15 protein-coding genes are annotated in these 13237 nt (G+C 66.3%); 3 read left to right on the forward strand and 12 right to left on the reverse strand.

The annotated features are described in order from the left end of the window. The first annotated feature begins 8 nt into the window (after positions 1-8). On the forward strand, positions 9-266 hold the full coding sequence (locus CENDO_RS09840; RefSeq protein ID WP_136142258.1) for a cory-CC-star protein: 258 nt from the start codon (positions 9-11) through the stop codon (positions 264-266). Beyond that, entirely contained in the window at positions 257-1228 is a 972-nt protein-coding gene (locus CENDO_RS09845; RefSeq protein ID WP_136141857.1) for an ArsA family ATPase, read from the forward strand. The genes CENDO_RS09840 and CENDO_RS09845 overlap by 10 nt, the downstream gene beginning before the upstream one ends. Before the next feature lie 26 nt (positions 1229-1254). On the opposite strand, the gene CENDO_RS09850 is transcribed toward CENDO_RS09845, so the two are convergent. From CENDO_RS09850 to dacB, 12 genes are all read right to left on the reverse strand, one after another. Then, positions 1255-2121 (reverse strand): pantoate--beta-alanine ligase, encoded by an 867-nt coding sequence (locus CENDO_RS09850; RefSeq protein WP_168707203.1) that lies wholly within the window; start codon positions 2119-2121, stop codon positions 1255-1257. Beyond that, on the reverse strand, positions 2118-2789 hold the full coding sequence (locus CENDO_RS09855) for a 6PGD fold domain-containing protein (RefSeq protein ID WP_136141858.1): 672 nt from the start codon (positions 2787-2789) through the stop codon (positions 2118-2120). Before CENDO_RS09855 ends, CENDO_RS09850 begins: the two co-directional genes overlap by 4 nt. Beyond that, positions 2790-4025, reverse strand: a complete 1236-nt coding sequence (locus CENDO_RS09860) for a DUF6779 domain-containing protein (RefSeq protein ID WP_246014277.1) — start codon at positions 4023-4025, stop codon at positions 2790-2792. A 5-nt stretch (positions 4026-4030) separates the two neighbouring features. After that, positions 4031-4507 carry a DUF3180 domain-containing protein gene (locus CENDO_RS09865; RefSeq protein ID WP_136141859.1) on the reverse strand — a complete coding sequence of 159 codons (477 nt, stop codon included), beginning with the start codon at positions 4505-4507 and terminating at the stop codon, positions 4031-4033. After that, positions 4500-5039 carry a 2-amino-4-hydroxy-6-hydroxymethyldihydropteridine diphosphokinase gene (folK, locus tag CENDO_RS09870; RefSeq protein WP_136142261.1) on the reverse strand — a complete coding sequence of 180 codons (540 nt, stop codon included), beginning with the start codon at positions 5037-5039 and terminating at the stop codon, positions 4500-4502. Before folK ends, CENDO_RS09865 begins: the two co-directional genes overlap by 8 nt. 18 nt (positions 5040-5057) lie before the next feature. Beyond that, positions 5058-5474, reverse strand: a complete 417-nt coding sequence (gene folB / locus CENDO_RS09875) for a dihydroneopterin aldolase (protein ID WP_136141860.1) — start codon at positions 5472-5474, stop codon at positions 5058-5060. Beyond that, positions 5474-6373: a dihydropteroate synthase gene (folP, locus tag CENDO_RS09880; RefSeq protein WP_136141861.1), complete on the reverse strand. Its 900-nt coding sequence runs from the start codon at positions 6371-6373 to the stop codon at positions 5474-5476. The genes folB and folP overlap by 1 nt, the downstream gene beginning before the upstream one ends. 50 nt (positions 6374-6423) lie before the next feature. Beyond that, positions 6424-7017: a GTP cyclohydrolase I FolE gene (gene folE / locus CENDO_RS09885; RefSeq protein ID WP_136141862.1), complete on the reverse strand. Its 594-nt coding sequence runs from the start codon at positions 7015-7017 to the stop codon at positions 6424-6426. After that, the gene (gene ftsH / locus CENDO_RS09890; protein ID WP_136141863.1) at positions 7010-9601 is read right to left on the reverse strand and encodes an ATP-dependent zinc metalloprotease FtsH; all 2592 of its coding nucleotides are present in this window, start codon (positions 9599-9601) and stop codon (positions 7010-7012) included. Before ftsH ends, folE begins: the two co-directional genes overlap by 8 nt. Positions 9602-9613: 12 nt before the next feature. After that, positions 9614-10201, reverse strand: a complete 588-nt coding sequence (hpt, locus tag CENDO_RS09895) for a hypoxanthine phosphoribosyltransferase (protein ID WP_136142262.1) — start codon at positions 10199-10201, stop codon at positions 9614-9616. 170 nt (positions 10202-10371) lie between these two features. Further along, a complete protein-coding gene (gene tilS / locus CENDO_RS09900; protein WP_136141864.1) occupies positions 10372-11307 on the reverse strand; it encodes a tRNA lysidine(34) synthetase TilS in 936 nt (311 codons plus the stop codon). 6 nt (positions 11308-11313) lie between these two features. After that, positions 11314-12603 carry a D-alanyl-D-alanine carboxypeptidase/D-alanyl-D-alanine endopeptidase gene (gene dacB / locus CENDO_RS09905; protein ID WP_136141865.1) on the reverse strand — a complete coding sequence of 430 codons (1290 nt, stop codon included), beginning with the start codon at positions 12601-12603 and terminating at the stop codon, positions 11314-11316. An 83-nt stretch (positions 12604-12686) separates the two neighbouring features. Here dacB and CENDO_RS09910 point away from each other — a divergent pair, with 83 nt between their 5' ends. Then, positions 12687-13163, forward strand: a complete 477-nt coding sequence (locus CENDO_RS09910; RefSeq protein ID WP_136141866.1) for an inorganic diphosphatase — start codon at positions 12687-12689, stop codon at positions 13161-13163. The last annotated feature ends 74 nt before the right edge of the window (positions 13164-13237 follow it).

The following is a 13237-nucleotide window of genomic DNA, read 5'->3' on the forward strand; positions in this document are numbered from 1 at the left end:
CCGTGACTATTCTCGACAGGCTCAAGGCCCTGCAGGAAGGACTCAACGAGTTCTATGCGGGGCCTTACCGCTCCACTTTTGCCAAGGCCGGCCAGCAGGAAGAGGATCTGTTCATGCTGCTGGTCATGGGCGAGGCGCTGGGCATCGACAACCCGGCCAGCTACTACACCATGGAGCTGCTGCCCATCATTTACGAAGACTTCCACGCCTGGCACCTGCGCATGGGCATGGAGCACTCCCCATTGGAGAATTTCTCGTGCTGCTAGAACACATCGGTCAAACCCGCGTGATCTTCTTCGGCGGCAAGGGAGGCGTGGGCAAAACCACCGTGGCTAACGCAACTGCCGTGGCACTGGCCAACGCGGGCAGGAGGATCCTGCTGGTGTCCACAGATCCAGCCCACAACCTGGGCCACCTCTGGGGCCGCGAGATCGGTGACCGCGTGGTCACCGTGCGGGAGAACCTGGATCTCGTGGAGATTGACCCCGCGGCCACCACCAAGGCCCACCTCAAGGCCGTGGGCTCCACCATGAAAAGGATGATGCCGGAACGGCTGCAGGGGGAGGTTAAAAAGCACCTCGAACTCTCCGCCAAATCCCCGGGCACCCATGAGGCGGCCGTGTTAGAACGTATCGCCATCCTCGTGGAAGAGGCCACCGGCTATGACCACATCATCTTCGATACCGCCCCGTCCGGCCACACCTCGCGCCTGATGGAACTGCCCGAGCTGATGGCGGCCTGGACCGAGGGCCTTTTGGAACGCCGCGCCAAATCGGAGCGCTTCTCCCAGCTGGTCAGGGGCCTGGAGCCACGGGGCAAGGACAAAGCCGTCAGCGCGTCGAGCGATCCGGTGGAGCGCCGCAATCAGGAGTTACGCGCCATCCTGCTGCGCAGGCGCCGCCGCTTCGAGGGGCTGCGCTCCGTGCTGCAGGATCCGGACGGGTGCGTCTTTTTCATCGTGCTCACCGCGGAACGCCTGCCCGTGTTGGAGACAGCGCAGTTCCACGCGGAGCTAACCAGCGCGGGCGTTCGCGTAGGCGGGTGCGTGGTCAACAGGCGCTCCCCGGCGGACGCCGGCGATTTCCTGGCCGGACGCCGCGCCATTGAAGACGAAGCCCTGGCGGATTTGGCTACGCGCCTGCCGGGGCTGCCGGTCATCGAACTGCCGCTGCTTGCCCACGAGGTGGGCAGCCCGGACGCGATTGCCGGCATCGCCGAACGGCTCTAAAAGGCAGCACCCGGTATGACGGGAAACTAACCCTCGTTCTCCCGGTCCCGCTCGCGGGCCAGTTCCGCCTTGGCCTCGTGTTCTTCCAGGTTCCTAAACCCAATGCCCAGCGGCAGGCCTACGTTATCGATAAGGCGCACCCCGCCGATGGTGGCCGCGATCAGCAGGCGGGCATCGCCCTCCTCCGGCGCCGGGCCCAGGTCACGCCCGCGCAACTCCAGGTATTCCGGCTCCACGCCGCTAGCCGCCAGCACCTCGCGGGCGGTCTCTACAACCTTCTCCGCGCCGGCCTCGGCCGCGTAAGCGCCAGCTGTAAGCGCGGCGGATAACGCGCCGGCGTCCTCTCGCGCGGACTCGGCAACGCCCACGTTGCGCAGGCTCATGGCCACGCCGTCCGGCATGCGCACGGTGGGCACGCCCTGGACGCGGGCCCCCAGGTGTAGGTCGTTTATCGCGTGGGAAAGCGCGAGCATGAGCTCATAGTCCTTTTCGCCTACCACCACGTGGGTGGGGCGCAGGGCGCCAACAAGCGCCACGGCCTCCGTCAGCTGTTCCCGGAGCGCCTCCCGGGGCTCGATGCAGTCACCGGCCGGCTCAATCACAATGCGCCGCCCGCGCGGCCACAGCACCTCATGGGAGTAATGGAACACCACGTCAACCCCCTCGGCGCGCAGGGCCTGGACATCGCGTTCCTCGGTGCTGCGCAGGGCTGCAACAACCACGCCACCGCGGACCATCTTCGCGGCGCGGACAAGGGCGATGTGGCCGGCGTGCACGCCATTACCTAGCGGCACTAGGACCACCGGTTTCCCGGTCTTGCGGAAGGCGGAACCCACCATGGTCAGGCGCTCTAAAGTATCGATGCGCATGGCTTGTCCGGCGCTAAAGCTCACTGTGTTTCCTCCTGCAGTGCCCACATCTCTAGGTCTTCACGGTGGTATACCTCGCCCACCCGGCGCGCGTATTCCAGGTAGGCCCGGCGCAGGCCCGGTTCCTCGATAGCCCGGTAGCCGTGGATGACGCCGTCAGTGCTGGGGGTTCCGGGGACATCGTGGACGTCCTCGGCGACTATCCGGGCCACGTCCGCCGCCGCGGAGTCATAGAGCGCGCGGAGCATCCGCGCCTGCTCCACCCGCGCCGCGGTGATGGGGCGCTGCGCGTCCGTCTGAGGGAATCCAATGATGCCGGCTTCGCCGAGGATGAGCCCGGCGATGGTCTCCCCCAGCTCATCGTGGGTGGTTATCACCCACCGTTCACTCAGCACTGGGGATAGCGCCATGACCACCGCGCCCTTGACCTCCAGGTCATCGAGGATCTGGACGCCCTCGGACAACGCGGTGTGGATGATGATCTGGCCGCGGCGGACCACCGGCTCCACGGCGGCGATGGCGCGCGGTAGCTGCGAGGCACTAGTCCCCAGGATGAGCGCGTCATAGTCCCCGGCCCGGGCCGTGTCAGCCAGCGGCTCGACCGCGTGGCCGGCGCCCGCCATGGCGGCGGCCAGGTCCGCGCCCGCGTCGCTATTTCCCAGATGGCCCACCCGCATGCGCGGTGCAGCCATTTACTTGTTTCCCTTCTTCATCTGGGCCATGAGCTCGGCCACGGATACGGAGCCCTCGCGGTGCTCGTCGCTGCGGCGGCGCCCATGCGGGGCGTTGTCCGGTACCTCCGGCTCCGGCTTGCGCCGACGCCCCACGTAAGAGGACTGCTGCGCCGCGGGCTGCTTCGCGAACTTGGCCTCAGCCTTAGTCTCGTTTGAGGATTCCGGCTTGGCGTGGTGCCCACGGCGGGCCGCCACCTTGACCTCATCGTTGCCGCCGGCGTCCCAGCGCACGGCCTGGAAGCTGCCCGTATTGAACGTGGATTCGGGGCTCTGAGGCTTCTGCTGCGGCTGTTCCTTCGCTTGCGGCTTCTCCGTAGGCTTTTTGGCTGCGGGCGCGGGCTTGTGCGGCTGCGGAGCCTGTGCCTTGGACTTTTGTGATTCCGGCTCGGCCTTGGCTTTGGTTTCCGCCTTGGCTTTGGTTTCTGCCTTGGCGGTGCGCTCATTGATGAGATCGGCCAGCGGGTTGGACTGGCGCGCGGTAGCGGACTGCGGCTGGTTGCCCACGCGGCCGGCGATGGCATCGGCGCTGGGGGCGCCGGAGGACGCCTGGGTGAACTGGACCTCCGGGGTTTCCTCTACGTCTACGGACTGCGCGGAGTAACGGTCATACGGCGAGGAGAGCTCCGCGCTCAGCGCGCGATCGGCGGCGTAGGTGCGGGCCTCAACCTCCATGATGCGGCGGGCCTCTGCGCGCAGCGCCGCGGGCTCATAGGTAAATTCGCGGCCGGAGAGGTCCTCAAGCTGGGAACGGATGGACGCCAGTTCCTTTTTAATCTCCGCCAGCACGTCCTTGTCCGCGGCCAGGTCTGCGTCGCTGCGCACCGAGGAGGCGGAGCGCTCGCGGTCCGCGGCATGCTCCGCGGCGATGCGGTCCAGCTCGCTCTGGTGGAGCTTCTCGCTCAGGGCCAGGGCCTCGGCGGAGCTTTCCGCCTCGCGGCGGTAGCGATTGACGAGGAAAAAGCCCACCACCGCGGCCCAGAGCGCGGCGAGCAGGGCGATCTTCAAAGCAGCCGTGGACCCGGCAACCAGCATGACGATGGAGGCGATGATGGCCAAAACCACCATCACCGCGAGGCCAATCTGGCCCTTATCCTGCTGCGTGGGCTCTGGTTTACGGTCGGCCGGGAGTGGCCGCCCCGCGTCCTTGATATCCGTATCGGTATCCTTTGGGTCCACCGGATTCTGCTCAGTCATGTCCTCTACCCTAACGCGTGGGAGCCGTCACTGGTAGGCGGGACTTGGCAGTGTCGCTCAAGGATCACGCCCGCCACGGACAGCGCCGCGCCACCCAGCGCGGAGGTCACCACACCAAAGACATCCTCCTGCGCCGCGACCAGCTGCGAAGAGTTCATAACCACGTAGGCGGCCATCCCGGTGTACGCGCCGCCCACGATTGCGCCGGTCCACGCCGAGGCCTTGCCCACCAGCATGAACTGGGTAACCGTCATGGGATTGAGCTGGGAATTATCAAGGCCAATGCCGTGGGCGTCATCCTTTTTAGCCTGGTAGACCTTCCACGCCAGCACCCCGCAGATGACGGTCATGATCCACAGCGTGACGGACACCGTGGGCGGGATGGACTGCATGATCCCGTAGAACCGCGAGGTCAAGATCAACGCCGCCAGCGCCATGAATACCGCGGTGCCCACGAGCCCCGCAATGGACGTCTTAGTCATGGCCCACCCCCGTTCCCCGCTGCCCGGCTAGCAGCTCCTCCAGGCTGCCCAGTTCGCGCACCCCGGCGATCTCATCCTGGTCGATGGCTGCCAACCACTGCGTTGCGGGGGCGCCCCCGAGCCGCGCGTCCGGCTCGATGGCCAGCCACGGGACAAGCACAAAGGCCCGTTGGTGTGAGTACGGATGCGGCAGGGTCAGCACCGGATCGGTTGACGTTATCTCCCGGCCGGTTTCTAAGTCCCGGACCTGAACCACGTCCACGTCGAGGGTGCGGGGCCCCCAGTGCCTTAAGCGCACGCGCTCGGCGGCCTCCTCCAAGCCCTGGCCCCGGCGCAGCAGCTCCAGCGGCGTGCAATCCACGTCCACGATAAGCGCCGCGTTTAAGAACTCATCCTGGTCCTCCACGCCCCACGGCGGGGTGGCGTAGACGGGTGAGAATGCCACGGTTTCGGACTTAAATTCCTTGGCCACGGTGGCCAGCAGCTGGAGGCGGTCATCCATATTGGAGCCGATGGACAGCACGGCGCGGATCATCTAGCTCTGGCCTTCCTACTTGTTGTGCTGGGCGTCTACTACGCTCACGGCGCTGCGCCCGCGGCCGCCGGAACGAGAGCGGCGGGCCACCACGGCCACGTCCTCGAAGGTGCGCGGGATTGGCGCCTGCGGCTTGTGGATTGTTACCTCAATCGCCAGCAGCTCTTCGAAGGAACCCATGCAGGCGTCGGCCACCTGCGCCGCCACTGCCTCGATCAGGTCGCGGGACGGCCCCTCGACGATGTTCGCGGCTAGGTCCGCCAGCTCGGCGTAGTTGATGGTCTTGGTCAAGTCATCGTCGGCCGCGGCCTCAGTGAAATCAAGCCAGCAGGTCACGTCCACGATGAAGGGCTGGCCCTCACGCTTTTCCTCGGGAAAGACGCCGTGATAGCCGTAGCAGCTCAGCCCGGTCAACTCGATGCGATCCGCCATTACTGCCCTCCCCGGTGCGGGGTCTGCGCTTCCGGGCTCTTAAACTCGGCGCCCTGGTGCCAGGCTGCGGCCACGTCCACGGCGTCGCGGGATACCGCCACCTCGTGGACGCGCACGCCCCAGGCACCCATGTGCGCGGACAGGGCCGTGACCGCGGCGGTGGCCGGATCGGCGAGGGTCGGGGTTGATTCCACGCCGCGGTCGGCGCGGATGGCGGCCAGGAAGCGCTTGCGGGAGGCCCCCACCAGCACCGGGTACTCGCCACCGATGAATTCGGGGAGCGCATGAAGAAGCGCCCAATTGTCCTGGGGCGTCTTGGCAAAGCCCAGGCCCGGATCCACAACAATGTTGTGGCCCTCCACGCCGGCCGCCAGGGCGTTATCCGCCAGGCGCTGGAGCTGATCGTGGACATCCTTGACCACGTCACCGCCGTGGTCCGCGGCGCCGGCCGCATCGCCGAATTGCACCGTGCGCCAGTGCATCAGGCACACCGGAACGCCGGCCTCCGCCATGACGCGGTACATGTCATAATCGGCCAAACCGCCGGAGACGTCATTGATCATGTCAACGCCGGCTTCCGCCGCGGCGGCGGCGACGGACGCGCGCATGGTGTCCACGGACGTGCGGATGCCCTCTTTATGCAGGGCCTCAATAACCGGAACCACCCGGCAGGCCTCCACCTCGCCGGCCACGCGGGTTGCCCCCGGGCGGGTTGATTCGCCACCTACGTCGATGATGTCCGCACCCGCGGCCACCAATGAATGCGCCTGCGCCAGCGCGGCTTCAGGCTCCAGGTACTTTCCGCCATCGGAGAAGGAATCCTCCGTGACGTTGACAATCCCCATGACCAGCGTGCGGCCGGGGACGGTGAGTTCCGTGACGCTTCGTGCTTGATTCATAGCAGCGCCTGCTCCTTAAATCCTTGCGAGTAGTCTTATGCCACTCAAGGTTAGCCGCGAATGAGGCTGAGCACCTCCGCACGGGAGGCCGGATTCTTCTTAAAACCGCCGCGAACCGCGGACGTGGTGGTCATGGCCCCCGGCTTGCGGATGCCGCGCATCGCCATGCACAGGTGCTCACACTCGAGAACCACGATGACGGACTGCGCGTGCAGCTTCTCCACCAAAGCGTCAGCGATTTGGGTGGTCAGGCGCTCCTGCACCTGCGGGCGCTTGGCGTACATGTCCGCCAGGCGCGCCAACTTGGACAGGCCGGTGACGTGCCCCTCCTTGCCCGGGATGTAGCCAATGTGGGCCTTACCGTAGAACGGCACCAGGTGATGCTCACACGTGGAATAAATGGGAATGTCGCGGACCAATACCAATTCCTGATGGTCCTCGGCAAAGGTCTTGGCCAGCACCTCGGTGGGGTCCGTGTACAGGCCCGCAAAGCATTCCGCGTAGGCGCGGGCCACTCGCGCCGGAGTTTCTACGAGCCCCTCGCGGTCCGGGTCCTCACCCACCGCGATGAGCAGCTCGCGCACCGCCGCCTCCGCCCGGGCCTGGTCGAAGGTGCCCGGGGTATGTGTCTGCTTTTTAGTCATGAGCGTTGCCGTCTTTCTTTGCGTCGGTACCGTCGCCGTAGCGGTCCCAACCTGGATGAGCTGCGTATGGATTCTTTGACGTATCGCCGCTGATCGGCGGGGCCCAGTCATTGGAGGACGGTTCCGGCTTGTGGTGGCGGCCGCGAACCTCACCCGTAACCCGCGGAATCTCCTGGGTATTTTCGGCGTCCTGCGCGCTAGCGCCGCGAGAAGTTTGATCCGCGGGCGCCTGCGATGGGGCGGAGCCCTCCGTGCGGTACTCCCGGGAGGCCTCCGGCGCGGCCGCATCGGAGTAGCCCTCCCCGGCGCGCTCAGACTCCACGGACGGGTCAACCTCTGCCGGTTGGCCCGGCGCGGCCGGGGTCTCCAGCTGCGGCGCGGACTCCGTTTCATTCCCTGGGGTCTGAGGGGTGCGCCAGGCGTTTGCAAGCTCCTGATTTTCCTGAGTTTTATCCTCACGCGGCGTTGGCTCGGCGGGCTCTGCGGCCGGCTTCGCATCGCCTACATAGTCGCCGGCGTGCTGGCCAAAGTTAAAGCCAATCTCCTCGCCCGCGGGCAGGGGCTTGCCGGTGCGCTCCGCCTCCTCGCGGCGGGCGCGCGCGGCGCGCGTGGCGTCCAGCAAGGTCATGCGCTTAGGCAGTTCCTCGCCGCGCTCCTTGGCCAGCTCGATGGGCGTCTTGACCGGTTCGCGGCCGGCCTGGCGCGGGAAGCGCTCATCCTCATTGGGGAAGACGTCAAAGGACTCGCGCGGCTCGATGCCGTCAAAGATGGCCTCAAGGTCCGGGCGGCGCAGGGTCTCCTTCTCAAGCAGCTCGGTGGCCAGCTTGTCCAGGTAGTCACGGTTGTCCGCCAGGATGTCATAGGCCTGCTGATGGGCGGAGTTGAGCAGGTAGTGAAGCTGCTCATCGATGCGCGCGGCCACGGCGTCAGACATCTCAATGACGCCACCGCCGCCACCGCCGTGGCCGAACGGATCGCCCTGCTCCTGGCCGTACTTGACGGTCCCCAGGTCTGGGCTAAAGCCGTATTCGGTGAGCATGGCGCGGGCTATCTTGGTGGCGTTTTCAATGTCTGATGAAGCGCCGGTGGTGGGCGCGCCGAAGACCAGTTCCTCCGCGGCGCGTCCGCCCATGGCGAATACCAGGCGGGCAAAGAGCTCGTCGCGGGTGTACATGCCCTTGTCATCTTCCTGGGCGGTCATGGCGTGGCCGCCGGTGCGGCCGCGGGCCAGGATGGTCACCTTGTAGACGCGCTCGATGTCTTTGAGCGCCCATGCGGCGAGAGTGTGGCCGCCCTCGTGGTAGGCCGTGACCTTCTTTTCATGCTCGGAGATCACCTTGGACTGGCGGCGCGGGCCGCCAACCACGCGGTCTGTGGCTTCTTCCAGCGCGTCCGCGGTAATCACGTTGCCGCCGATGCGCGCGGTCAGCAGCGCGGCCTCGTTGAGCACGTTGGCCAGGTCGGCGCCGGACATGCCGGCGGTGCGCTTGGCCAGCTGGGTCACGTCGACGTCCTTGCCCAGCGGCTTGTCCTTGGAGTGGACCTTAAGGATTTGCTCGCGGCCGGCCAGATCGGGGTTGGTCACCGGGATCTGGCGGTCGAAGCGGCCGGGGCGCAGCAGCGCCGGATCCAGGATGTCAGGCCGGTTGGTGGCGGCGATGAGGATAACGCCCTCGCGGTCACCGAAGCCGTCCATCTCCACGAGCAGCTGGTTGAGGGTCTGCTCACGCTCATCGTGGCCGCCGCCCATGCCGGAGCCGCGCTGGCGGCCCACGGCGTCAATCTCATCGACAAAGATGATGCACGGGCTGTTTTCCTTGGCCTGCTTGAACAGGTCACGCACGCGGGAGGCGCCCACGCCCACGAACATCTCAACGAAGTCAGAGCCGGAGATGGAGAAGAACGGCACGCCCGCCTCGCCGGCGACCGCGCGAGCCAGCAGGGTCTTACCGGTGCCCGGAGGACCGTAGAGCAGCACGCCGCGCGGGATCTTGGCGCCCAGCTCGTGGTAGCGGGTTGGATCCTCTAGGAAGTCCTTAATCTCGTGGAGTTCCTCCACCGCCTCATCCGCGCCGGCCACGTCCGCGAACGTGTTGGTTGGCATGTCCTTGGTCAGTTCCTTGGCGCGGGAACCGCCGATGCCAAACATTCCGCCGGCGCCCTGCTGCATGCGGGACATGAAGAAGAACAGCAGGGCGAAGACGATGAGCATCGGCAGCAGGAAGCCCAGCATGGACGCCAGGAAGGACTCCTGGGTCACGTTGGTCTGGTACTTATCCGCGCCGGAATCCTTAACCGCGTTGAAGATCTGCTCGGAGGCGCGGGCAGGGTATTTGGCGATGACCTCTTCAACGCCTTCCTGCTCCTCAACCGTGATGGGCTCACGCAGCTGCAGGCGCACCTGCTGCTCGCGATCATCAATCTGCGCCTCTGCGACGTTGCGGTCAGTCAGCTGCTCCAAGGCAACGGACGTGTCCACCCGCTGGAAGGAGCGGGAATCATCCGAAAAGAAGGTAAACGCGTAGAGGGCGATCAGGACAAGGGCGGCGATGCCGCCGTAGCGGAGGATGTTTTTGTTCTTCATCACCCCGTGATTCTAGTTGTTGCTATAGACATCCGGGTGAAGGGTGCCCACGTATGGCAGGTCCCGGTAGCGCTCCGCATAGTCAAGACCGTATCCAATGACAAACTCATTGGGGATGTCAAAGCCCACTTCTAGCAGGTCAATGTCCGCTTTTACCACCTCGGGCTTGCGCAGCAAGGTGATCACTTCCAGCGAACGAGGATTACGGTTGCGCAGGTTGCGCATCAACCACGAAAGGGTCAAACCGGAGTCGATGATGTCCTCCACGATGAGGACGTCGCGGCCCTCAATCTCACGGTCCAGGTCCTTTAGGATGCGCACCACGCCGGAGGACGTGGTGGAGTTGCCGTAGGAGGACACGGCCATGAACTCCACCTCGGACGGGATGGACAGCTTGCGCGCAAAGTCGGTCACGAAGTACACGGCACCCTTGAGCACGCAGATGATGATCAGATCCTGCTCGGTGTCCTTGTAGTGCTCCGAAGCCTTGTCAGCCAGCTCCTGGATGCGGGAGTTCAACTCATCTTCGGAGATGAGGATGGCTTCAATGTCATTCCCGTAGCGGTTGGCGGGAACGTCAAAGTTCTTCTTATCGTGCAAAGCCATGGTCTATCCAAGCTCTTTCTGTGTTGCAATGGGGGATTGGGGTTTCAATCCATGCCAAGTTTGCCACCTTCGCGGCGTTCATCCAACCGCTTAAGCCCACAAGGCCCGCCCCAGGTGTGCCCCGTGGGCGCCACGGCGCCTTAAGGTTGGCGTTTAAGCTCCGGTCACGCCCCTTCGATGCGAAGGTGTCCGTCCACCCGGCGTACCTGTACCCGCCCCTGCCGGGCGGTGGGGTCCTCCGCGGAGACGGCCACCGGCCCCTGGCCCCGCCACGAGGTGCACAGCGCGGCGATGGCCTCCACCGCCGCCGTGGTCACCAGCACGCCGTGGCCGCGCAGCCACAGGCCAATCGCGCGGCGCCGGACCGCCGGCTCCATCCCCGCCAGCACCGCGCAATCATCGCTGACGGCGCCGGGCTGCAGGGCCGCGTTGTCCTCGACCAGCTTGCCCGCCGCCTGCGCGAGCGCCGGGACCGCGTCGCCGCCAATGAGCTCCCCCAGCCGCGGGATGACCTCCTTGCGCAGGGCCACGCGCAGGAAGTCCACGCGTTCGTTGTGCGGGTCCCGCCACGGTTCCAAGCCCAGCTCCGCGCACGCCCCTGCGGTATCCGCCCGGCGCACCCCCAGCAGCGGGCGCACCACGGCGGCACCCTCGATTACGGCCCGCGGGGCCAGGCCCGCCGCCTGCCCGCGCAGCGCGCTGAGCAGGAGGGTCTCGCCGGCGTCGTCGGCGGTGTGGGCGATGAAGACCTCCCTGCCCGCGGCCGCATCCCGCAAGGCGGCGTAGCGGACCCGGCGCGCGGCGGCCTCCATGGAGCCGCGTGCAGGCACCTCCACGGAAATCACGCGGGCGGTGGCCCCCAGCGCGCGGGCGGTGGCCGCCGCGGCGTTCGCCACCGCGTCCGAGCCCTCCTGCAGGCCGTGATCCACCACCAACGCCTCCACCTCGGCGCCCTCCGCGCTAAGCGCCGCGCACAGGGCCAGCGAGTCCGCGCCGCCGGAAAGCCCCACGGTGACGGGTTGGCCGTTCAGGTAGGGGCGCACCGCCACGCGGCAGGCCAAAAAGTGCGGGCTGGTCCTGGGCCAAAAGGGGTAAACCATGGGCGGCTAGAACTCCGTGAGGGCGCTGGCTAGGGCGTCCTGGGCCACGCGGGTGGAGAGCAAGTCCCCGGCGTCATTGACCAGAAATGAGAACGCATAGACGTGCCCGGATTTGCCCACCGCGGTGCCCACCAGGGCGGATACCCCGGTCAGCGAGCCGGTCTTGGCGCGCACGTAGCCCTTGCCGGACTGGGTGGAATAGCGGGTGGCCAGGGTGCCCTCGCCGCCGGCCACGGGCAGGTAGCCCAGCAGGGGGCGCAGGGACTCATCCGTCACCGCCCGGGAAACCACACTGGTCAGCAGCGCCGGGGTGATGCGGTTGTTGGTGCTTAGCCCGGAATTATCGGAAAGCACGGTAGCTTCCGTATCAAAGCCTGCGCGCGCCAAGGTCTCCAGGGTGGCCCGCGTGGCTCCGGCAAAAGAGGGCTCCGCGCCTTGGGCGGCGGCCACCTCGCGGCCGATGGCCTCCGCGGCCACGTTGTCAGAATGCTTAACCATCTGCTGCATCCGCTGGGCCAGCGGCGCGGATTGGGTGCTGGCCACCACCTCCGCTCCCCCCGGCGCCGGGGCAAGGCCCGCGGTCTGCGCGCCGAGGCGCTGGGCCAACAGGTTGGCCACGTCCAAGGCCGGGGCGTGGCTGCGCGGCAGGTCCCCCTCGGTGCCGCCCAGGCGGCCGCCGTACGCCATGGCCGGTTCCATGGGCGCCACGTATCCGCCATCAACGTTGTCCGGGTCCCAGGCCGGCGCCTGGGTGTTACCGGACCACAGGCCGGTATCGATGTAGACCGCACTCGCTCCGCCGGCCGCGGTGATTTGCTCCGCGAGGTCATCGAGCTGCTCGTGCGTCATCCAGGTATCGCCGGCGGCCTTAATCACCACGGTGCCGTCCTGGGGGCCGCGGACTACCTCGGTGTTAACGCGCGCGCCCGTATCCAGGCTCAGGATGGCCGCCGCGGTGGTCAGGATCTTGGTCGCGGACGCCGGGACCGCCGGGGTACCCGCCTCGCGCTCCCACACCACATCGCCGGTGGTGGTGTCAATGACCTGCCCGCCTAGCGTGCCCAGCGCGGCGTCCCGCGCCAGGTTATCCAGGCGCGCCGAAAGGGCCTCCGCGTCGGGGGCGCCACCCGCGGCGAGCGGCACCATGACGGGTTTGGCGTGGGCCACGGTTGGGGCCGGATCATGCGTGAGGTTGCCGTTTATGTCCTGCACGGCCACGCCCAGGGTGGCCAGGCCAGCCACCGCGGCGGCGGTCACTACGGAGGCCGCGGTCCACCACACATGTTTGCTTTTCATGGTGCTTCACCCTACACCGAGTTGTGTGAGGGGTATGCTTGTAGGAGATTTTTCAAAGAACGCTCTATATGGAGGATTATTTCGTGAACGTTGATGTAACCATCGAAATCCCAAAGGGTTCCCGCAACAAGTACGAGGTGGACCACGAGACCGGCAAGCTCTACCTGGACCGCTACCTGTTTACGCCAATGGCGTACCCGGCTGACTACGGTTTCATTGACGAGACCCTCGCCGAGGACGGCGACCCAATGGACGCGCTGGTCATCCTTCCGGAGCCTGTCATCCCGGGCGCTACCGTCCGCGCGCGCATCGTTGGCGTGTTCAAGATGACCGATGAGGCCGGTGGCGATGACAAGCTGCTGTGCGTGCTCGATGACCCACGCTTCGATGACTTCCAGGATCTGGAGGACGTCTCTGAGTTCACCCGCGACGAGATTGAGCACTTCTTCATCCACTACAAGGACCTGGAAAAGGGCAAGGAAGTTCAGGGCTCCGGCTGGGGCACCAAGGAAGAGGCCGTAAAGATCTACCAGGATTCCATCGAGCGCTACAAGGGCTAATCCCCCTCCTTCCCGCCTTCCGCGTAACCCACACCGCTACCCGCATCCCGCTCTAGCCGTGTAAGTTACGCACC

The organism is Corynebacterium endometrii, from assembly GCF_004795735.1.
Classification (GTDB): domain Bacteria; phylum Actinomycetota; class Actinomycetes; order Mycobacteriales; family Mycobacteriaceae; genus Corynebacterium; species Corynebacterium endometrii.

Excerpts from the sequence above, each read along its gene's own strand:
- CENDO_RS09855 (WP_136141858.1), bottom strand. The coding sequence starts at position 2,789 with ATGGCTGCACCGCGCATGCGGGTGGGCCATCTGGGAAATAGCGACGCG.
- CENDO_RS09860 (WP_246014277.1), bottom strand. The coding sequence starts at position 4,025 with ATGACTGAGCAGAATCCGGTGGACCCAAAGGATACCGATACGGATATC.
- CENDO_RS09865 (WP_136141859.1), bottom strand. The coding sequence starts at position 4,507 with ATGACTAAGACGTCCATTGCGGGGCTCGTGGGCACCGCGGTATTCATG.
- folB (WP_136141860.1), bottom strand. The coding sequence starts at position 5,474 with ATGGCGGATCGCATCGAGTTGACCGGGCTGAGCTGCTACGGCTATCAC.
- folP (WP_136141861.1), bottom strand. The coding sequence starts at position 6,373 with ATGAATCAAGCACGAAGCGTCACGGAACTCACCGTCCCCGGCCGCACG.
- folE (WP_136141862.1), bottom strand. The coding sequence starts at position 7,017 with ATGACTAAAAAGCAGACACATACCCCGGGCACCTTCGACCAGGCCCGG.
- ftsH (WP_136141863.1), bottom strand. The coding sequence starts at position 9,601 with ATGAAGAACAAAAACATCCTCCGCTACGGCGGCATCGCCGCCCTTGTC.
- tilS (WP_136141864.1), bottom strand. The coding sequence starts at position 11,307 with ATGGTTTACCCCTTTTGGCCCAGGACCAGCCCGCACTTTTTGGCCTGC.
- dacB (WP_136141865.1), bottom strand. The coding sequence starts at position 12,603 with ATGAAAAGCAAACATGTGTGGTGGACCGCGGCCTCCGTAGTGACCGCC.